This is a genomic window from Parafrigoribacterium soli (genome assembly GCF_040227235.1).
GTDB lineage: Bacteria > Actinomycetota > Actinomycetes > Actinomycetales > Microbacteriaceae > Parafrigoribacterium_A > Parafrigoribacterium_A soli.
The window spans coordinates 662,326-682,203 of record NZ_JBELNZ010000002.1; the positions used below are offsets into that span (position 1 = coordinate 662,326).

Genomic DNA, 19,878 nt, shown 5'->3' on the forward strand with positions numbered 1-19,878 from the left:
CGGCTCGAAGAATCGGGCGGCCGTGCCGGTGGGGAGCGAAGGGCCCGGACTCAAACGAAGAGCTCGGAGATCTCCGCAGCTTCCTCAGCCGTCGGCTTCCAGGCCGTCGCCTGCGCGGCGTTCTGCACGATCTGCTCGGGCTTTGTCACACCGGCGATCACGCTCGTGAGCCCCGGCTGCGCCAGCAACCAACCGAAGGTCGCCTCGAGCATGCTGATTCCGCGCTCGGAGCAGAACGCCTCGTACCGTTCCATCACATCCCAGTTCACGTCCTCGAGCACGTGCGGCCGCAGTGCCATGATCCGACTGTCGGCGGGGCCGCCGCGACGATTGAACTTGCCGGTGAACAGTCCGTTGTAGAGGGGAAAGAACGGCAGGAAGCCGAGTCCATAGGCATTGACCGCGGGCAGCACCTCGGCCTCGACATCTCGCCTGAGCAGGCTGTACTCGTTCTGCGCCGAGATGAACTTCGGATGCGCGCCGAGGATCGCGCGGTACTCGGCATCCGCGATCTGCCAGCCCGCCAGGTTCGAGTGCCCGATGTAGCGCACCTTTCCCTCAGTGATGAGCTCGTCGAGCGCGGCCAGGGTCTCCTCGATGGGAGTCAGCGGGTCAGGCTGGTGCAGCTGGTAGAGATCGATCCAGTCGGTGTGCAAGCGCCTGAGCGAGGCTTCGATGGCAAGGCGGATGTAGCGCCTGGACCCCCTCGCGCCCCAGTCGGGGCCGTTGGTCCCGGCCATGTCCATGCCGAACTTGGTCGCCAGCACGATCTCGCCGCGCCTGCCCTTGAGCGCGTGCCCCATCAGGCGCTCGCTCAGCCCGCGCTCGGAGCCGTAGATGTCTGCGGTGTCGAACAGTGTGACGCCCGCATCGATCGCCGCGTGCACCACCGCGTCCGTGCCCGCCTGCGTCTCGGTCGCGGTCTTCGCCCTGCCGAAGTTGTTGCAGCCGAGGCCGATCGTGGAGACGACGAGGCCGGAGCGCCCAAGATTGCGGTATTCGATTTCAGCCATGCTGCCAGCGTACGGCCGCTCGACCTCTCCTCCACAACCCGCTCGATAGACCGAGTTGATCCCATGTCCGAAATACGCCAGAGAGGGGTCGGATGCCGCGGCTACAGTCGAGGCATGATCCCTTCACCTTCCCCGCAGTTCCTGCGTCGCATCGAGAGCCCGATCGGTCGCATCGAACTCACGGCCACCGACTCGGCCATCACCTCGCTCTCGATGGAGCGGGCCGGGCATCTCCCCCTCGAAGAGTTGGCCGAGCATTCGAACGAGCTGCTCGAGCGCGCCGCCTCGCAGCTCACCGAATACTTCGCGGGCACGAGGCACAGCTTCGACCTCCCCGTCACCTGGTCTGGCACGCCGTTCCAGGAGGCGGTGTGGCAGCAGCTCTCCGAGCTGAAATTCGGTGAGGTCATCTCCTATGGCGAGCTCGGCATTGCGACCGGTCGCGCCACCGCCGGTCGCGCTGTGGGCGGCGCCGTCGGCGCGAACCCCATTCCCATCATCGTGCCCTGCCACCGCGTGCTCGCGTCGAACCATCGCATCACGGGCTACAGCGGCGGCAATGGCATCCCCACCAAGCAGTGGCTACTCGACCACGAGGGAATCGCGGCTGTGTCGTGAGCGAAACCGCAACCGCTGCCGGTCCCGCCGTCCGGTCTGCCCTGGTGCGCGGCGACGATGGTCGCGATCGTTGTGCGTGGAGCGCCTCCGATGCGGAGTATCGCCGCTACCACGACGAGGAGTGGGGCACGCCGCTGCACGGCGACCGTGAACTCTTCGAAAAGCTCAGCCTCGAGGGCTTCCAGGCGGGCCTCTCCTGGATCACGATCCTGCGCAGGCGTCCGGCCTTCAGAGAGGCCTTCTTCGATTTCGATCCCGAACGCGTCGCCGCCTTGAGCACCGCGGATGTCGACGCGCTCACGCAGAACGCCGCCATCATCAGAAACCGGGCGAAGATCGAGGCCACGGTCTCGAACGCGCGACTCGTGTTGGAACTGGGTCGCGAGCAGCCGGGCGCGCTCGACCGACTCCTCTGGAGCTTCGCGCCGACGAGCGACCGAGCACGACCGGCCGATTTCGGTGCCGTGCCCGCGGTGACTCCGGAGTCCACGGCGATGAGCAAGGCACTGCGTGCGCGCGGTTTCCGCTTCGTGGGGCCCACCACGATGTACGCACTCATGCAGTCCACCGGCATGGTCGACGATCATGTCACCGGGTGCTGGCGGAGCGACAGCTAGCCCCTAGTACCCCGGCGTCGGCGGCCGCGGTGGAAAAACGTTGGTGCCGTAGACCGGCGACGCCGGCGAACGCCAGGGTTGCCAGGGCTCCGCATCGAGCCCCACTATGGCGAACCACAGCCACGGCGCGAAGATAAACAGCACGACCAGCGCGCCCGGTTTTCCGAACGCAAGCCCGACGTTGTATGCCGCTATGCACATGAACACCGTGGCCACGATGCCCGCAAAGGGAACGACAGCCAGGATTGCAATCCAGCCCGGCTGACCGCCGAGTTCAAGAAAGACCCAGAAATTGTAGATCGGCACCCAGGCCTTCCAGGCGGGAATGCCCGCCTTGCGGAACACCCGGCTCAGCAACCACGCGAACACCGCATAGACGCCGGCGAGGATGAGCAGATAGAACACGACGAAGGCGACCCCGAAGAGCACACCGTAGGCCGGGAGTATCGGATTGGGGTCGTATTCCACAGTTCTCCTCTGCTCGTTGCCATCCTAGCCAAGCGAAGGGCGCAGGCCGTTCGGCTCGGCTCACACCACCAGTTCGAGCTCGCGCCCGGCACTGAGGCTCAGCCGGATGCGGGAGTCCGCGGCCCACCGCAGCAGCGAATCGACATCCTCGTGATCGATCGCCGCCAGAGCCAGCTCGCGCACGAATTCGCCCTTGCCCTTCTTATTGAAGTGGTTGAGCGCTCGGCGCGTGCCATCGGGCCCCTCGCTGACCACACGGAGGAAGTATGACCGTGGCGCCCCGACCGACGGACCGAGCTCGACATAGGCCTCGGACCTCAGGTCGAGAATGAGTTCCGAGCGGCCCGAGAGTTGCGCCGCGATCGCATCGCGCCAGGTGCGCTTCAACGACAGGTCGGGCAACCGGGAGTCGTGCGAAAGTCGGTACGCGGGAATGGCATCAGCGGCGCCGATCAGGCCGAAGAGGGCCGAGTGGATCACCACATGCTCGAGAGCAAAGCTGCGCGACCCGGCGGGCAGCGATCCGGCATCCAGCCCGTCGAAGAGCACGCCCGTGTAGCGATCCAGCGCGGGCATCACCGCCGAGGTGCGCAATTCGCGATTACGCTGCACCTCGAAGTGCTGCGTTGGTCCAAGGTGCAGTGCCGCCGCCATGCTCGCGCGGTTGCCGGCCAGCTTCCTGAGTGCGGCGACGACGGACCGCCGTTGTCGACTGAGCCCTGGGAACCTGAGCGACGCGAGATCGAGCGCGGAACCGGCAACGCCGCCGTCCCGCTTCGTCTCCGACGGAGGCAGCAGGATCAGCACAGATCGGCTCGCGCGGGCACCGTCAGTCTTCGAGGAACGCGAGCGCCAGTTCGACGTTCGAGCCGAGCGGCTGCACCGAGTCGATCGTGATGCGCGCGACCGCGGCGCTCGGTCCGGCCCACTTCGAGTACTCGTCGAGACTCTGCTCAACCGCGTGCCAGTTCGGCTCGGCGAGCTGCGCGAAACGCTGTGCACGATTCTCGAGCCGCTGGCGGTGCACCTCGGGATCCGGGCACACCACTTCGATGAACTTGAGCTTCACGCCCTGTCGCTGCGCGAGCCCCACCCACTGCTCGCGCGCCGGATCGACCGCGTTGACCGCGTCGACGATGACGTCGTGGCCGGAAACCAGCACCGACTCTGCGATGGTCTCGGCGACCAGGTATGCGGCGAGCCCGGTGGGCTGATCGCTGTCGATGCCCGCCTTCAGGATCGCCGCTTCCAGGGGATCAACCGAGACGACGGATGCGCCGAGCCGCCCGCCCAGCACCTGGGCGATCGTGCTCTTTCCAGAGCCTGGCAACCCCGCCATCGCAATCAGCACCGCGCGCCGCCTAGGCCTGGTTCGAGACCAGTTCGGCGTTACGCGCGACGATCGTCACGGTGTCGTGCTCGACCGAGAGGAATCCGTCGCTGGCGTTTGCCGTGATCGTGGCGCCTCCGGTCGTCACCCGCACCTCACCGGTGGAGAGGATCGCGAGCACAGGCTCGTGACCCGGCAGGATGCCGATCTCTCCCTCCGTGGTGCGCGCAATGACCATCGACGCGGCGCCGGTCCACACCTCGTTGTCCGCGGAGACGATGCTCACCGTGAGTTCGGCCATTGCTAGCCGTTCTCCTTCTGGATCTCGGCCCACTTCTTGTCGACGTCGTCGAGGTCACCGACGTTGAAGAACGCCTGCTCGGCAACGCTGTCGTAATCGCCATCGGCGATCTTCGAGAAGGACTCGATCGTGTTCTTCAGCGGAACCGTCGAACCCTCGACACCGGTGAACTTCTTCGCCATGTACGTGTTCTGCGAGAGGAACTGCTGGATCCGGCGCGCACGCGACACCGTGACCTTGTCTTCCTCAGACAGTTCGTCGACACCGAGAATGGCGATGATCTCCTGCAGTTCCTTGTTCTTCTGCAGGATCGCCTTCACGCGGATGGCCGTGTTGTAGTGGTCCTCACCCAGGTAGCGCGGGTCGAGGATGCGGCTGGTCGACGTCAGCGGGTCGACGGCCGGGTAAAGACCGCGCGATGCGATCTCACGGCTGAGCTCCGTGGTGGCGTCGAGGTGCGCGAAGGTCGTGGCCGGCGCGGGGTCGGTGTAGTCGTCGGCGGGAACGTAGATCGCCTGCAGCGAGGTGATCGAGTGACCACGCGTCGAGGTGATGCGCTCCTGGAGGATGCCCATCTCATCCGCGAGGTTCGGCTGGTAGCCGACCGCGGACGGCATGCGGCCGAGCAGCGTCGAGACCTCTGAGCCGGCCTGCGTGAAGCGGAAGATGTTGTCGATGAAGAGCAGCACATCCTGCTTCTGCACGTCGCGGAAGTACTCGGCCATGGTGAGAGCCGAGAGCGCCACGCGAAGTCGCGTTCCTGGCGGCTCGTCCATCTGGCCGAAGACAAGGGCCGTCTTGTCGAAGACGCCGGCCTCTTCCATTTCCGCGATGAGGTCGTTGCCCTCACGGGTGCGCTCACCGACACCGGCGAACACGGAGACACCACCGTGGTCCTGCGCGACGCGCTGGATCATCTCCTGGATGAGCACGGTCTTGCCGACACCGGCGCCACCGAACAGGCCGATCTTTCCACCCTGCACATACGGGGTGAGGAGGTCGATGACCTTGATGCCGGTCTCGAACAGCGCGGTCTTGGACTCGAGCTGGTCGAAGGCCGGGGGCTTGCGGTGGATCGGCCAGCGCTCGGTGATCTCGATCTTTTCGCCGGGCTCGCCGTTGAGCACGTCGCCAATCACGTTGAACACCTTGCCCTTGGTGACATCGCCGACGGGAACCGTGATCGGCTCGCCGGTGTCGCGCACCTCCTGGCCGCGGACGAGGCCGTCCGTGGGGTTCAGGGCGATGGCGCGCACCAGGTCGTCACCGAGGTGCTGGGCAACCTCGAGGGTGATCTCCGAGGTCTTGTCCGCGATGGTGATGCTCGTCTTCAGGGCGTTGTAGATACCCGGGATCGAGTCGTGCGGGAACTCGATGTCGACGACTGGCCCGGTGACACGGGCGATGCGGCCGACACCGGCCGAGCCGGTGGGCTTCTCGGATGCGGCCGAAGCCTTGGCGGCGGCTGGCTTCTTCGTCGCCGGCTTCTTGGCTGCAGGCGTCTTCGCGCCTGAGTCTGTCGTAGTCATCTGTTCTCTATTCTCGTAGTTCCTGGTTGTTGCTCGTGAGCTACTACTTGGTCGCGAGTGCGTCGGCGCCGCCGACGATCTCGGAAATCTGCTGGGTGATCTCGGACTGGCGGGCGTTGTTGGCGAGCCTGGTGTAATCGGTGATGAGCTTGTCTGCGTTGTCGCTCGCCGACTTCATCGCCTTCTGGGTTGCCGCGTGCTTCGACGTCGCCGACTGAAGCATCGCGTTGAAGATGCGGCTCTCGATGTAGACGGGCAGCAGTGCGTCGAGCACCCCGTCCACCTCCGGCTCGAACTCGTACAGCGGAAGCTGCTCATCCTTCGACGGAGGCTCGATACCTTCGACGACCTCGAGCGGCAGCAGTCGCACAACCTCGGGGGTCTGCGTGAGCATGCTGACGAAGCGGTTGTACACGATGTGGATCTCGTCTACCCCGCCCTCTGCGGCCGGCGTGACGAAGGCTTCGACGAGCGCGTCGCCGATCTCCTTCGCCGTGTCGAACTGCGGATTGTCTGTTCCACCGACCCAGTTGCGCACCGAGGCGCGCTTGCGGAAGGCGAAGTAGCCGACTGCCTTGCGACCCACGAGGTAGTAGACGACGTCCTTGCCCTGGCCGTGCAGCAGAGTGGTGAGCTCCTCGGCCTCCCTCAACACGTTCGAGTTGAACGCGCCCGCGAGCCCGCGGTCAGAAGCGAAGACGACGATGGCGGCGCGCTCGACCTTCTCGGGCTCGGTGGTCAGGATGTGGTCGACATTGGAGAAGCTGGCCACGGCCGAGACCGCGCGCGTGACGGCACGCGAGTACGGACCGGATGCCGCCATCCGCGTCTTCGCCTTTTGAATGCGCGAAGCGGAAATCAGCTCCATGGCCCGAGTGATCTTCTTGGTCGTCTGGGCAGACTTGATCTTCTGCCGGTAGACCCGAAGTTGCGCTCCCATGTCTTTCTTCCTCTTAGTTCTTCTGATATCGGTCGCGAGCCTGTCGAAGCGTTCCCTTCGACAAGCTCAGGGAACGAGCGGTTAGCGCTTCTGGCGAACGATCTTCTCCTGATTGACGTCTTCCTCGGCCGTGGCCTCGAAGACCTCTTTGCCGACCGATGCGAGAGGCTTGCCCTCGCCGGTCTGGAACTCCAGCTTGAAGGCGTCGACGCCCTTCTCGAGCTCGGCAACCGTCTCATCGCTCAGCACGTTGGTCTCGCGAAGCGTCTCGAGAACCTTGCTGTTGTGAGCGAGGTAATCGAGCAGCTCGCGCTCGAAGCGCAGGATGTCTTCGACCGGAACCTCGTCGAGCTTTCCGTTGGTGCCTGCCCAGATCGAAACGACCTGCTGCTCGACCGGGAAGGGTGAGTACTGCGGCTGCTTGAGCAACTCGGTGAGGCGGGCACCGCGAGCGAGCTGGCGGCGGCTGGCCGCATCCAGGTCGGAGGCGAACAGCGCGAAGGCCTCGAGCGAGCGGTACTGCGCGAGCTCAAGCTTCAGCGTTCCCGAAACCTTCTTGATCGACTTGACCTGAGCGTCACCACCGACACGGGAGACGGAGATACCGACGTCGACCGCTGGACGCTGGTTGGCGTTGAAGAGGTCGGACTGCAGGAAGATCTGCCCGTCGGTGATCGAGATCACGTTGGTGGGGATGTACGCCGAGACGTCGTTGGCCTTGGTCTCGATGATCGGCAGGCCGGTCATCGAACCCGCGCCCAGCTCATCCGAGAGCTTGGCGCAGCGCTCGAGCAGGCGGGAGTGCAGGTAGAACACGTCACCGGGGTATGCCTCACGCCCCGGCGGACGACGCAGCAGCAGCGACACGGCGCGGTAGGCCTCGGCCTGCTTCGACAGGTCGTCGAAGACGATGAGAACGTGCTTGCCGCCGTACATCCAGTGCTGGCCGATGGCCGAACCGGTGTAGGGAGCGAGGTACTTGAAGCCTGCTGGGTCGGATGCCGGGGATGCGACGATCGTCGTGTACTCCATGGCGCCGGCGTCTTCGAGGGCGCCCTTGACGCTCGCGATGGTCGAGCCCTTCTGGCCGATGGCGACGTAGATGCAGCGCACCTGCTTGTTCACATCGCCGGACTCCCAGTTGGCCTTCTGGTTGATGATCGTGTCGATCGCGATGGCCGTCTTACCGGTCTGGCGGTCACCGATGATCAACTGGCGCTGGCCGCGACCGATCGGGATCATCGCGTCGATGGCCTTGATGCCCGTCTGCATCGGCTCGTGCACCGACTTGCGCTGCATGACGCCCGGCGCCTGCAGTTCCAGGGCGCGACGGCCCTCCGAGGCGATGTCGCCGAGACCATCGATCGGGTTGCCGAGCGGGTCGACGACGCGGCCGAGGTAGCCGTCGCCGACGGGAACCGAGAGCACCTCGCCGGTGCGAGTGACCTCCATGCCCTCGACGATGCCGCTGAACTCGCCGAGCACGATAACGCCGACCTCGTTCTCGTCGAGGTTCTGCGCGAGGCCGAGGGTGCCGTCCGCGAAGCGGATGAGCTCGTTGGCCATGACACCGGGAAGACCCTGCACGTGAGCGATGCCGTCGGCGGCGTCGACGACCTGGCCGACCTCGGTCTTCGAGGTCTTCGTGGGGTCGTACGACTTGACGAACTCTCGAAGCGCGTCGCGGATCTCGTCCGGGCTGATCGTTACCTCTGCCATTTTTTCCCTTTACCTTTACGGGAGCTTTGTTCCCGAATTCTGGATCTTTCTCTCGAACACCCTGCGGCGTTCGACTACTGCACGGTCTGGGTGCGACTACACCGCGAGCTGGAGCCGAAGTTCGCCCAGTTTGCTCGCGACGCTGCCGTCAATGATCTCGTCGCCCATCTGCACCCGCAGGCCACCGATGAGCTCGGGATCGACGATCTGATTGATGCGGAGTTCACGACCGTAGCTCGCTGCCAGGCCCTTCTCGAGCCGCGCCAGCTGGGCCGGTGCGATCGGGACGGCACTCGTGACCGTTGCGACGGCCAAGCCTGCCTGAGCCGCCACGATGGATGCTGCGTGCTGGACCGCAGCACCGAAGCGACGGCCGCGTGGCGCCTGCACGAGGTGCCTCACGATCGCGGTAGTCTGCGCGCTGGCCTTGTTCGCGAGCAGGCGCTCCACGAGCGCAACCTTGTTGCCCGCGGCGTCGAGCTTGCTGCCCACGGCCAGTTCCAGCTCGCTGTTCGAGGCGACAACACCCGCGAACTCGAAGAGTTCGCGATCGATCGATGCCGCCGAGTCCGCCGATTCCGCGGCGGCACGGTAGCCGAGTTCCTCGAGGCCGGCGATCAGGTCCTGATCGTTCGACCAGCGGCGCGACGCGATGTCGAACAGGAGCTGCCTGGTCGTGTCGGATACCGAGGAGCCGAAGACCGCGGCAATCACGGCCTCCTTCTCGCCTGCATCTGGATCAGAGAGCAGCGATCGCAGCTGGCCGGAGTCACCGATGACGCGGCTGGCGGCGAACAACTCCTCCGCCAGCTGCAGGGTCACCTGATCGGCCGACAGCGCCGACAGTGCCGCTGTGGAGGCGGAGAGTGCTTCTCTGGTCGCTGAACCCATGACTACTTCGTAGCTCCTTCGGAGGCCTCGAGCTCCGCGAGGAAGCGGTCGACCACGCTGGCCGCGCGCTTGTCGTCAGCCAGGCTCTCGCCGATGACGCCGGAAGCGAGGTCGATCGCGAGCGAGCCGACCTCCGCGCGCAGCGACACGAGTGCGCCCTGGCGCTCCGCCTCGATCTGCGTCGTCGCGTTACTGAGGATGCGTGCAGCCTCGGTCTGTGCCTGCTCCTTCAACTCCGTGAGGATGCGGGTTCCGTCCGCCCGCGCCTGGTCGCGAATCTTCGCGGCCTCGGCACGAGCCTCGGCGAGCTGCTCCGTGTACTTGTCGAGAGCGGATGCGGCCTCGGCTTGCGCGATCTCGGCCTTCTTGATGCCACCCTCGATGAGCGAAGCGCGCTCATCCAGCATCTTCTTCATCCTCGGAAGGATGAGGAACCAGAACGCGACCAGGATGATGACGAACACCACGAACGACCAGAAGAGGTCGGGAATCGTGGGAAGGATCGGGTTGGGCGCGGCTTCACCTCCCGCCGCCCTGAGGACTGTGGCGAGCATTACTTGAGGAAGAAGTAGGTCGCGATGCCGATGAAGGCGAGCGCCTCGGTGAAGGCGATACCGATGTACATGAGCACCGTGAGGCGACCCTGCAGTTCAGGCTGGCGAGCGACGGACTCGACGGTCTTGCCGACGACGATGCCGATGCCGATGCCTGGGCCGATCGCAGCCAGGCCGTAACCGACGGTGGCGATGTTGCCGCTGAGGGCGGCGAGGTTCGTTGCATCCACGAGTGGTGTTTCCTTCCGTTATTGCTGATCCGGCGGGTGCCGGACCTTGCTTAGTGTTCCTCGAGCACTGCCAGCTGAATGTAGACAGCAGTGAGGAGGGTGAAGATGTATGCCTGCAGCACGATGATGAGCAGTTCGAACAGCGTGAACGCGATGCCGAAGGCGAACGTTCCGATTCCGAAGAGGCTGTACCAGCCGCCCGCCGTGAACAGGAAGAACTGGGTCGCCGCGAAGAACAGCACGAGCAGGAAGTGGCCGACCATCATGTTCATCAGGAGTCGGAGGGTGAGCGTGATCGGCCGCAGCACGAAGGTGGAGATCAGCTCGATCACCGCGATAAGCGGAAGCAGGCCGCCGGGGACGCCCGGCGGGAAGAGTGCGTTCTTGAAGAAGTTTTTCGGGCTCTTGCGCACACCGGCGTAGATGAAGGTGCCGTAGGCGATCACGGCGAGTAGCAGCGGAACGCCGATGACCGAGGTGCCGGCGATGTTCAGACCCGGGATGACACCCGTGAGGTTGAGGCCGAGCACCATGAAGAAGATCGCGGTGAGCAGCGGCAGGAACCGGGTCCCGTCCTTCTTGCCGAGCAGGTCTTCCGCGATGCTGACGCGCACGAAGTCGAGGCCCATCTCGATGAGACTCTGGCCGCGCGTGGGAATGATGCGCATCTTGCGCGTCCCCAGCCAGAACACCAGCACGATGACCACAGCGACGAGCACCCGGATCATCATGATGCGGTTCATCTCGAACGGCGTGTTCGCGAAGAGGATGACGTCGGGGAAGAATTCCTCGATCGACGGCCCATGGAAACCCCCATCTCCGCTGCCACCTTCGGTGGCAAGCGGGAGGAGCGACGTGACGGCGTTAAGTAACAGCGCTAACTCCAGAATCGGGGCGTGACATCACGCGGCGAGGAAAAAGGGGGGAGGCGAACGCCTCAAACTCTATCAAGAGATTTGCGTCCGGCCGAATCTCAGCGGGTCGGCGCATCCCCCGCCTGGTCGCTCGACGCTGCCCCCGCGGCATCCGCGGTGCCATCGCCGGGAAGGGAGATGTCACTGACGTACGGCATGCGGGATCGCGCGATCTCGACGAGATCCACGACGAGGGTTCCGACGACCGCGACGACGAGGCACACGAACATCACGGTCGGCTGCAGCCACGGCTGGTCCTTCAGCAGGAACACGAGGATGAGAAAGACGATGAACTTCAGGATCCACGCGCCCATGACGATGGCGAAGAAGCCCGCGAGGCCGAAACGTGTGGCAATGAGGATGCTGAGGGCAGTGATGGCGAGGAACAGCACGGCCATCGCGGTGCCGATCAGTGCCCCGGCGACGCCCGCCCATCCCGCCACGAGGTAGCCGACGACGGATCCGACCACGACGAGGCCGAGGGCGAGAACGCCGCCCCAGAGCAGGATCTTCTTCAATACGGGAACGGCGCTCATGCGGTGCCACTCTCTTTCTGTTGCGGGAGGTCTTGACTGGGGCGCTTCTGCGCGTCGCCGTCGCCGCGCACGAGGGCTCCGACGGCGGCATCCTGCTCGGCCCGGGCATCGGACGTGCCGTGGGCACCCGCGGGCGTCTGGTTCGCGGCCTCGTCGAGCGGGTCGAAGCGTGCGGCATCCGCCTGTTCGACGTCACCGGTCTCTGCCAGCTGCACGGCGGCCTCGGCGACCTTGCGTCTGGTGAGTGGCGCGATGGTGAACCAGGTGCAGACCACCAGGCCCACCGCGATGATGGTGATCGCCCAAACCGCCTGCACGAAGAGGAAGAGCAGGCAGCCGACCGAGACCACCGCTGTCCAGGCGTAGAAGATCAGGACGGCGTGGAAATGCGAGTGCCCCATATCGAGAAGCCGGTGGTGGAGATGCTTGCGGTCGGCGGTGAACGGCGACTTGCCCGCCCTGAGCCTGCGGATGACCGCGAGGGCGAAGTCGAGCAGCGGAACGATGAGCACCGCGAGGGGAAGCAGGATCGGGATGAACGCGGGCGCGAGTTGCTTCGTGTACTGGAGCGATGCGATGTCGACCTGGCCGGTGACGGAGATGGCGGAGGTCGCCATTAGGAGCCCCACCAGAAGTGCTCCGGCGTCCCCCATGAAGAGTCGCGCCGGATGCCAGTTGAGCGGCAGGAAGCCGACGCAGGCGCCGATGAGCACGGCCGTGAGCAGCGAGGCTAGGTTGAAGTATTCCGCCTGGGCCATGGAGGTGGCAAGGATCCAGCTGTAGATGAGGAAGACGATGTTCGCGATGATGGCGACACCCGCCACGAGGCCGTCGAGTCCATCGATGAAGTTGACCGCGTTCATCACGAGCACGATGATCAGCACCGTCGTGACGAGCCCCGCGTAGGAGGACAACACAATGACCCCGCCCACGATGGGGATCGAGGTGAGCTGCACGCCCTGCCAGGCGAGCAGTCCCGCGGCAATCAGCTGTCCAGCCAGCTTCGTCATCCAGTCGAGGTCCCAGATGTCGTCGGCGACGCCGATGAGCACGATGATGAGCGCGGCACCGAAGATGGCGAGCACGGGGCCCGGTCGCGCAAAGACGAGATGGAACTGGCTGAACTGCGACGCGATGGCCACGGTGACACCGATGCCGATGAACATCGCGACGCCGCCGAGGCGGGGGGTCGGTCGGGTATGAACGTCTCGAGCCCGGATCTTCGGATAGAGGCGGTACCGGTTGCTGAGCTTCCAGATGACCACCGCGAGACCGAAGGTGATACCCGCTGAGAGCACGCCCGCCAGCAGGTAATAGACCAGCCTCATGGCGTAGTTTCGCTCGGAACCGTCTCGCCGGCTGGCTTCTTCGTCGGCGTCTTCTTCGCGGCGGTCGCCTTCGCGGGCGTCTTCTTCGCGGGGGCCACCTTCGCCGTGGCGGGCGGCTTCACCGCGCGCTTTCCCGCCCCAGCCGTGACCGCCGGCGCAACGGCAGGCTTCTTCACCGCGGGTGCCTTAGCGGTGGGCTTCTTGGCCGCGGGTGCCTTGGCAGCGGGTTTCTTAGGGGTCGCTGCCTTCGCCGCGGCCGCCGGGGCTGGCTTCTTCGCGGCGGGCTTCTTCACCGCAGGCTCCTTCACCGCAGGCTCCGCGGCGGGGCTTGCCACGAGGTCAGCGCGCGCGAGCGACACCGTGGGCATGGCATCCAGAACCTCAGTGATCGCCTCGTCGGAGATGACGCCGTGGCGCACGATGCTGATGGTGCCGCCTGGCCGCAAGAGTCCGGTCGCGTCCACGATGGTGGAGCCCGTGCCGTCGCCGGCCGCGGGATAGCGGCTGCCCACGATGCCGCCATCGAGGTAGACCTCGACGCTGTCGCCCAGCATCCGCTCGGCATCGTGCACCGTCATCGCCGCGGGCTCGCCGGTGAGGTTCGCCGAAGAGACCGCGAGCGGCCCGGTCTCTGAGAGCAGTTCGAGGGCGATGGGGTCGTCGGGCATGCGCAGGGCCACGGTGCCGTGGGTCTCCCCGAGGTTCCACTTGAGCGATTCCTGGGCGGGCAGGATGACGGTGAGGCCGCCTGGCCAGAACGCCTTGACCAGGGCGCGCACCTCATCCGGCACGACCTCGGCGAGCGCGTCGAGCGTGGGGATGCCGGGCACCAGCACGGGCGGCGGCGAGGCCGTCGTGCGGTTCTTCGCGTCGAGCAGTCGCAGCACCGCGTCGGAGTTGAACGCGTCGACGGCCACGCCGTAGACGGTGTCAGTGGGCATGACGATCAGATCGCCCCGCCCGATCGCCGCGCGTGCGAGCCGCATACCAGTGAGGAGTTCGCTCTGATCCGAGCAGTCATAGATGGTCGCCATGTCGAAGAACATCGTAGCGGGAGCGCCTGTGCGTGAAACGCTCACGCGCGCGCCTGCGGCGTTTAGGCTGGATCGAGGAAAGGGAGTGAAGTGGACCTCTACCTGTTCGACTTCGACAAGACCCTTTATGCCTACGACTTTCGCCGGCGACTGCCAGCGCTTGCTCGCATCACGGGTGCGAGCGAGTATCACCTGGCCAAGAGCTGGTGGGCGGGAGGCTACGAGGCGCGCGCTGAGGCGGGTGCCTGGCGCAACGCCCACGAATACCTCGAGAAGTTTGCCGAGGTCACCGGGTATCCGCTGTCACTCGAGCAGTGGTGCGAATCCCGTCACGAGGCGAGCACGCCGATCACCGGAAGCGTTGCTGCGCTCCGTCGCAGCAGCGCCCTCGGCACCGTCTCGCTGTTCTCCAACAACCCCTCGCCGTTTGCCGAGACACTCGATCACACGGCGCCGGATGTCGCGGAGATCCTCGGTGAGAATGTGCTCGTGAGCTTCCAGCTCGGGGCGCGGAAGCCGGATGACGAGGCGAACCTGCGAGCGCTGCGGCACTACGACGCGCGACCGGAAGACACACTCTTCATCGACGATTCGCGGGCGAACGTGGCGAGCGCCGCATCCCTCGGCATGCACGTGCACCACTTTCTGACCATCGACGGAGTACCGCAGGTCGACGCACTGAACGACGCGATCGATCGCTTCGCGGGACGAAACGGATGAGCCTGCTCTACATCTTCGACATGGACGACGTGCTGTACGAGTTCGACTGGTATGCGCGAATGACGGCCCTCAGCCGCATCACCGGACTGCCGCAGGACGAGCTTCGCGAACGGTGGTGGAACCAGGGCGGGGAGGCCGCGGCCGAGGCCGGCGACTACCTCTCCCCCGAGGACTATCTGCTCGCGTTCAATGAGGCCATTGGGTTTGTTCTGAGCGAAGACGACTGGCTGAGCGCACGCGGTGGTGCGATGACGGCGCTGCCTGACTCCATCGCCGCGGTGAAGCGCGCATCCGAGCTCGGTCAGGTGACCCTGCTGACAAACAATGGGCCACTCACCTCGAGGCACATCAAGACGCTCGCGCCCGAGCTCGTGCCGGTGTTCGGTGATCACCTTTTCACCTCGAGCGACTACGGCGCTCGCAAGCCCGACCCGAAGGTATTCAGGGCCGTGCTCGAACGCTACGGCGTCGACGCATCCGACGCCTTCTTCGCCGACGACCTGCCCGAGAACATCGCAGGAGCGGAGTCCTGTGGCATCACGGGGCATCTGTTCACCGAGCCGAGCGGACTGCTGGCGGCCGTCGAGGCCTTCGCAGCGGCCCGCTCGGCCTGAACCGAGGCCTCTCGTCAGCGACGACCGGCCTTGAGGCGGAACAGGACCGCTCCCCACAGCACGGCGATCACGAGGATGAGTGCGCACCAGCCGAGCGCGAGCAGCGCGACGCGGAGAAGGCGAGTCGTGAAGCGGAGAAAAGCGAGCGCGAGGCCGCGAAGCGCCGCTGAGGCGCCACTGAGGCGCCAGCTTGCGCCATTTCGGGGCGCTCGTTGCGGCAGGTGGTGGGTGGCGCGGTGGCACACCCGCCATGTGGCGCAACGGGAGAGGCCGCGCCGCTTGGGGGTGGACGCCCTTCGGCAAGCTCAGGGAACGTGGGCCCTAGCGGAGCGCCGTCGTCGCGCGGTCACGGCCGAGGAGGTCGCGGTGGCTGGCGATCGCGTGCCAGCCGTCCGCGGCGAGCAGCTCCGCGATCTGCGCGGCCTGCAGTTCGCCGTGCTCCAGCACGAGAGTGCCGCCCACGTAGAGCAGGCGACGAGCGACCGTGGAGACGGTGCGGATGACATCCAGTCCGTCTGCACCACCGTAGAGCGCGAGCGCCGGATCGAACAGGCGCACCTCGGGGTCGCGGGGAATCGCATCCGTCGGAATATATGGCGGGTTCGAGGCGACGACCGCCACGGTGCCGTCGAGTTCGGGCAGCGCGTCGGCGAGGTCACCGAGGAGGGCGGTGGCGTTCGTGGCGCCGCTCTCGCGGAAGTTGCGCTCGGTCCACGGGAAGGCGTCTGGCGAAAGTTCAACGCCGTAGACCGTGGAATGCGGGACCTCGGTGGCCATAGCGAGAGCAATCGCACCACTGCCGGTACCGAGGTCGACACCGATCGGCGATGCGGATGCCGCTGCCGCGAGGGCATCGATGGCGAACTGGGCGACGTGCTCGGTCTCCGGTCGCGGCACGAAGACACCGGGACCGACGGCGAGTTCGAGCGAACGGAACGGTGCCCGGCCGGTGATGTGCTGGAGCGGCTCGCGGGCTGCCCGGCGGGTGACAATGTCGCGGATGGCTGCGGCATCCGGTTCGCTGACCTCGGTGCCCGTGATGGCTTTTGCCTGCACCTCACCGCGGCTGAGCTGCAGCACGTGGCCGACCAGCAAATCCGCGTCGACGTCGGGCGACTCGATGCCCGCGGCCGCGAGGGCCTCGATCGCGCGGTTGCGCAGGTCGGCGATCGTGGCGGGCATGGCGTTCCAATCTAGCGCTTCTGAGCTGTCACCCCGTGCGGGTTTCGATACGCGGGCTCGTTCCTCGCACGCTACTCAACCCGCGGGTAATGCCGACGGCAACTCGACCGTCAGTCGTCGGCGCCGAGGGCCTCGAGCCGTGCCTCTTCGTCCCACTGGATGCACGATTCGATGACGGGGCCGAGAGCGCCGTTCATCACGGTGTCGAGGTTGTAGGCCTTGTAGCCCGTGCGGTGGTCCGCGATGCGGTTCTCCGGGAAGTTGTACGTGCGGATGCGCTCGGAGCGGTCCATCGTGCGGATCTGACTCTTGCGCACGGCCGAGGCTTCGGCATCCGCCTGCTCCTGCTGATGAGCGAGGATGCGAGCGCGCAGCACACGCATCCCCGCCTCCTTGTTCTGCAGCTGGCTCTTCTCGTTCTGCATCGCCACCACGATTCCCGTGGGGAGGTGGGTGATGCGAACGGCGGAGTCGGTCGTGTTGACCGACTGGCCGCCCGGGCCGCTTGAGCGGTAGACGTCGATCTTGAGGTCGTTCTGGCTGATCTCGACCTCTTCGGGCTCGTCGACCTCGGGGAAGACGAGGACGCCGGCGGCGGAGGTGTGGATTCGGCCCTGCGACTCGGTCGCCGGGACGCGCTGCACCCGGTGCACGCCACCCTCGTACTTGAGCTGCGCCCACACGCCCTCTGCGGGATCGCTCGCGTGGCCCTTGATGGCGAGCTGCACATCCTTGATGCCGCCGAGGTCACTCGAGGTCTGCTCGATGATCTCGGTCTTCCACTTCTTGGATTCCGCGAAGTGCAGGTACATCCGCAGGAGGTCCCCGGCGAACAGCGCCGACTCGGCGCCGCCCTCCCCCATCTTGATCTCCATGATCACGTCGCGACCGTCGTTGGGGTCGCGCGGGATGAGCAGCCTGCGAAGACGCTCCTGCGCGGTCTCCAATTGCTCGGTGAGCACGGGCACCTCGGCGGCGAAGGACTCGTCCTCCCCCGCCATTTCGGTGGCTGCCGCGAGGTCATCCGTCAACTTATGCCACTGGTGGTATGCGGCGACGATGCGACTGAGCTCCGCGTACCGGCGGTTGACCTTCTTCGATCTGGCCGGGTTGGAGTGCAGTTCGGGATCGGCGAGCTGATCCTGAAGCTCCTCGTGCTCGGCCAGCAGGGTTGTTACTGACTCGAACACGTTCTCAGTCTTCCTTGGTCCCCGAGGCTCCGGGCAGCGACTTCTGGATCTGCATGAGGAACTCGACGTTGGAGTTGGTCTCCTTGAGCTTGCCGAGCACGATCTCAAGCGCCTGCTGCTGGTCGAGACCCGCGAGGGCCCTGCGCAGCTTCCAGGTGACCTTGACCTCGTCGGTGCCCATGAGCATCTCTTCGCGGCGCGTGCCGGACGCGTTGACATCCACCGCGGGGAAGATGCGCTTGTCGGCCAACTGGCGCGACAGGCGAAGCTCCATGTTGCCGGTGCCCTTGAACTCCTCGAAGATCACCTCGTCCATCTTCGAGCCGGTCTCCACGAGCGCGGTCGCCAGGATGGTGAGCGAGCCGCCATCCTCGATGTTGCGAGCCGCACCGAAGAAGCGCTTCGGCGGGTACAGGGCGGATGAGTCGACACCGCCGGAGAGAATACGACCGGATGCCGGAGCGGCCAGGTTGTATGCGCGGCCGAGTCGGGTGATCGAGTCGAGCAGCACGACCACATCGTGACCGAGTTCGACGAGACGCTTGGCGCGTTCGATCGCGAGCTCGGCGACCGTGGTGTGGTCCTCTGCCGGACGGTCGAAGGTAGAGGCGATGACCTCGCCCTTCACCGTGCGCTGCATGTCGGTGACCTCTTCTGGGCGCTCGTCGACGAGCACGACCATGAGGTGTACCTCGGGGTTGTTCTTGGCGATCGCGTTGGCGATGGCCTGCAGCACGACGGTCTTGCCCGCCTTTGGCGGCGAGACGATAAGTCCGCGCTGGCCCTTGCCGATCGGCGACACGAGGTCGATGATGCGGGTGGTGAGCTTGCTGGCCTCGCTCTCGAGACGCAGGCGCTCGGTCGGGTACAGCGGCGTGAGCTTGCCGAACTCGACTCGCTCGGCTGCCTGCTCGACGGGAAGTCCGTTGATGGAGTCGATCTTCACGATCGCGTTGTACTTCTGGCGACCGTTGTTGTCGTTCTCGCGCGGCTGGCGGATGGCACCGACGACAGCATCGCCCTTGCGCAGGTTGTACTTCTTGACCTGGCCGAGCGAGACGTAGACGTCGTTGTTGCCGGGGAGGTAGCCGCTCGTGCGAACGAAGGCGTAGTTGTCGAGAACGTCGAGGATGCCGGCGACCGGGATGAGCACGTCATCCTCGGTGATCTCGGGCTCGAAGTCGTCGCCGCCCTGGCCGCGACGCTTGCGGTCGCGGTACCGGTTGCGGCCTCCGCGATCATCCTGGTCGTTCTGCTGGCGGTCGTTGTTGCCGCGGTCGTTGTTGTTGCCGCGGTTGTTGCGGTTGTTGCCGCGGTTGCCGTCGCCGGACTGCTCGTCGTTCTGACGGTCGGCCTGCTGACGGTCGGCCTGCTGACGGTCGCCCTGCTGGCGGTCGTTCTGCTGGCGGTCACCACGTTCTCCGCGGTTGCGGTTGCGGTTGCGGGAGTTGCGCGACTGCTGCGCGCCCTCGCCCGCGGCGTCATCGCCGTGGGAGTCGTCTGCCCTGGCCTCGCGCTCGGCCTCCTGGCCGGGTACGCGGTCGAGGCCCTCGGATGCCTCGCCGCTCGTGGCGGCATCGGCCTGGGCTGCGCGCTCGGCCTCCTGGCCCGGGATGCGGTCGAGACCGCTCTCGCCCTGGTTCGCGTGGCTGGCTGCGGAGCGCCGGTTACGCGCTGGCGCCTTGGCTGGGGCGGCATCCGTTGTCGGCTCCACGGGCGAGGCCTCCGAGGCCGCAGGCGTGGTACTGGAGACATCGATCACCGGTGCGGCGGCCGTGTCGACCACGGCAGTGCTGGCCCGGCGTGAGCCGCGCTTCTTCACTGCGGGCGCGGTGTCAGTGGCCTGACTTGCCACGGCATCCTGTGCTGCGGGTGCCGCGACAGACTCTGCTGCCGGGGCCTCTGAGCTTGCCTTGGCCGATGCTGAATTGTCCTGGATCTCGGAGATTGCGTCCACGAGTTCTCCTTTACGAAGTTTGTTAGCGCCACTGATACGGAGCTCTGCGGCCAGAGCTTGAAGCTCGGGTACGCGAAGACTGGCGAGAGAGGCACTCGAGTCCGGCCGATCGGCACGGACAGTGAGGTCAGTCACTAAGAGGGTTCCTTTCCCCTGGCTAGCGGGCATCCAAGAATCGGACGCCCTCCACCGG

The 19,878-nt window shown here is 65.8% G+C and carries 22 protein-coding genes and 1 pseudogene; 4 read left to right on the top strand and 19 right to left on the bottom strand.

Annotated elements, in window-relative coordinates; all coding sequences use genetic code 11:
* Window positions 1–50 precede the first annotated feature (50 nt).
* Window positions 51–1,013, bottom strand: coding sequence for an aldo/keto reductase (locus ABUA37_RS07435; RefSeq protein ID WP_349898496.1), 963 nt, complete (start codon window positions 1,011–1,013; stop codon window positions 51–53).
* Between the two features lie 114 nt (window positions 1,014–1,127).
* Between ABUA37_RS07435 and ABUA37_RS07440 the strand changes: the two genes are divergently transcribed.
* Window positions 1,128–1,631 carry a methylated-DNA--[protein]-cysteine S-methyltransferase gene (locus ABUA37_RS07440; RefSeq protein ID WP_349898497.1) on the top strand — a complete coding sequence of 168 codons (504 nt, stop codon included), beginning with the start codon at window positions 1,128–1,130 and terminating at the stop codon, window positions 1,629–1,631.
* Window positions 1,628–2,248, top strand: a complete 621-nt coding sequence (locus ABUA37_RS07445; RefSeq protein ID WP_349898498.1) for a DNA-3-methyladenine glycosylase I — start codon at window positions 1,628–1,630, stop codon at window positions 2,246–2,248. Before ABUA37_RS07440 ends, ABUA37_RS07445 begins: the two co-directional genes overlap by 4 nt.
* 3 nt (window positions 2,249–2,251) lie before the next feature.
* On the opposite strand, the gene ABUA37_RS07450 is transcribed toward ABUA37_RS07445, so the two are convergent.
* The 14 genes and pseudogenes from ABUA37_RS07450 to ABUA37_RS07515 form a co-directional block, all read right to left on the bottom strand.
* A complete protein-coding gene (locus ABUA37_RS07450; RefSeq protein ID WP_349898499.1) occupies window positions 2,252–2,716 on the bottom strand; it encodes a DUF5684 domain-containing protein in 465 nt (154 codons plus the stop codon).
* 60 nt (window positions 2,717–2,776) lie between these two features.
* A complete protein-coding gene (locus ABUA37_RS07455) occupies window positions 2,777–3,523 on the bottom strand; it encodes a YaaA family protein (protein WP_349898500.1) in 747 nt (248 codons plus the stop codon).
* A 22-nt stretch (window positions 3,524–3,545) separates the two neighbouring features.
* Entirely contained in the window at window positions 3,546–4,055 is a 510-nt protein-coding gene (locus tag ABUA37_RS07460) for an AAA family ATPase (protein WP_349898501.1), read from the bottom strand.
* Window positions 4,056–4,077: 22 nt separating this feature from the next.
* Entirely contained in the window at window positions 4,078–4,347 is a 270-nt protein-coding gene (locus ABUA37_RS07465; protein ID WP_349898502.1) for a F0F1 ATP synthase subunit epsilon, read from the bottom strand.
* Between the two features lie 2 nt (window positions 4,348–4,349).
* On the bottom strand, window positions 4,350–5,876 hold the full coding sequence (gene atpD, locus ABUA37_RS07470; RefSeq protein WP_349898503.1) for a F0F1 ATP synthase subunit beta: 1,527 nt from the start codon (window positions 5,874–5,876) through the stop codon (window positions 4,350–4,352).
* Between the two features lie 43 nt (window positions 5,877–5,919).
* Window positions 5,920–6,816: a F0F1 ATP synthase subunit gamma gene (locus ABUA37_RS07475; RefSeq protein WP_349898504.1), complete on the bottom strand. Its 897-nt coding sequence runs from the start codon at window positions 6,814–6,816 to the stop codon at window positions 5,920–5,922.
* Between the two features lie 81 nt (window positions 6,817–6,897).
* Window positions 6,898–8,535: a F0F1 ATP synthase subunit alpha gene (gene atpA, locus ABUA37_RS07480; RefSeq protein WP_349898505.1), complete on the bottom strand. Its 1,638-nt coding sequence runs from the start codon at window positions 8,533–8,535 to the stop codon at window positions 6,898–6,900.
* Window positions 8,536–8,631: 96 nt separating this feature from the next.
* Window positions 8,632–9,426 carry a F0F1 ATP synthase subunit delta gene (locus tag ABUA37_RS07485; protein WP_349898506.1) on the bottom strand — a complete coding sequence of 265 codons (795 nt, stop codon included), beginning with the start codon at window positions 9,424–9,426 and terminating at the stop codon, window positions 8,632–8,634.
* A 2-nt stretch (window positions 9,427–9,428) separates the two neighbouring features.
* Window positions 9,429–9,980 carry a F0F1 ATP synthase subunit B gene (locus tag ABUA37_RS07490; RefSeq protein ID WP_349898507.1) on the bottom strand — a complete coding sequence of 184 codons (552 nt, stop codon included), beginning with the start codon at window positions 9,978–9,980 and terminating at the stop codon, window positions 9,429–9,431.
* Entirely contained in the window at window positions 9,980–10,210 is a 231-nt protein-coding gene (gene atpE / locus ABUA37_RS07495) for an ATP synthase F0 subunit C (protein WP_325518293.1), read from the bottom strand. The genes ABUA37_RS07490 and atpE overlap by 1 nt, the downstream gene beginning before the upstream one ends.
* Before the next feature lie 50 nt (window positions 10,211–10,260).
* On the bottom strand, window positions 10,261–11,085 hold the full coding sequence (gene atpB, locus ABUA37_RS07500; RefSeq protein WP_349898651.1) for a F0F1 ATP synthase subunit A: 825 nt from the start codon (window positions 11,083–11,085) through the stop codon (window positions 10,261–10,263).
* 98 nt (window positions 11,086–11,183) lie between these two features.
* Window positions 11,184–11,660: a hypothetical protein gene (locus tag ABUA37_RS07505; protein ID WP_349898508.1), complete on the bottom strand. Its 477-nt coding sequence runs from the start codon at window positions 11,658–11,660 to the stop codon at window positions 11,184–11,186.
* Window positions 11,657–12,982 carry an MraY family glycosyltransferase gene (locus ABUA37_RS07510; protein ID WP_407075361.1) on the bottom strand — a complete coding sequence of 442 codons (1,326 nt, stop codon included), beginning with the start codon at window positions 12,980–12,982 and terminating at the stop codon, window positions 11,657–11,659. Before ABUA37_RS07510 ends, ABUA37_RS07505 begins: the two co-directional genes overlap by 4 nt.
* Window positions 12,983–13,362: 380 nt before the next feature.
* Window positions 13,363–14,022, bottom strand: a pseudogene (locus ABUA37_RS07515) (L-threonylcarbamoyladenylate synthase); the annotation flags it as partial.
* A gap of 90 nt (window positions 14,023–14,112) precedes the next feature.
* Between ABUA37_RS07515 and ABUA37_RS07520 the strand changes: the two are divergent.
* On the top strand, window positions 14,113–14,742 hold the full coding sequence (locus ABUA37_RS07520) for an HAD-IA family hydrolase (RefSeq protein WP_349898510.1): 630 nt from the start codon (window positions 14,113–14,115) through the stop codon (window positions 14,740–14,742).
* Entirely contained in the window at window positions 14,739–15,356 is a 618-nt protein-coding gene (locus ABUA37_RS07525) for an HAD family hydrolase (protein WP_349898511.1), read from the top strand. Before ABUA37_RS07520 ends, ABUA37_RS07525 begins: the two co-directional genes overlap by 4 nt.
* Window positions 15,357–15,370: 14 nt before the next feature.
* Here the strand turns inward: ABUA37_RS07525 and ABUA37_RS07530 are convergent, their stop codons facing one another.
* The 4 genes from ABUA37_RS07530 to rho form a co-directional block, all read right to left on the bottom strand.
* Window positions 15,371–15,601 carry a hypothetical protein gene (locus ABUA37_RS07530; protein ID WP_349898512.1) on the bottom strand — a complete coding sequence of 77 codons (231 nt, stop codon included), beginning with the start codon at window positions 15,599–15,601 and terminating at the stop codon, window positions 15,371–15,373.
* 76 nt (window positions 15,602–15,677) lie between these two features.
* Window positions 15,678–16,538 carry a peptide chain release factor N(5)-glutamine methyltransferase gene (gene prmC / locus ABUA37_RS07535; RefSeq protein WP_349898513.1) on the bottom strand — a complete coding sequence of 287 codons (861 nt, stop codon included), beginning with the start codon at window positions 16,536–16,538 and terminating at the stop codon, window positions 15,678–15,680.
* A gap of 110 nt (window positions 16,539–16,648) precedes the next feature.
* Complete coding sequence (gene prfA / locus ABUA37_RS07540) at window positions 16,649–17,728, bottom strand: peptide chain release factor 1 (RefSeq protein WP_349898514.1); 1,080 nt, start codon at window positions 17,726–17,728, stop codon at window positions 16,649–16,651.
* Between the two features lie 4 nt (window positions 17,729–17,732).
* On the bottom strand, window positions 17,733–19,853 hold the full coding sequence (gene rho, locus ABUA37_RS07545) for a transcription termination factor Rho (RefSeq protein ID WP_349898515.1): 2,121 nt from the start codon (window positions 19,851–19,853) through the stop codon (window positions 17,733–17,735).
* Window positions 19,854–19,878 lie beyond the last annotated feature (25 nt).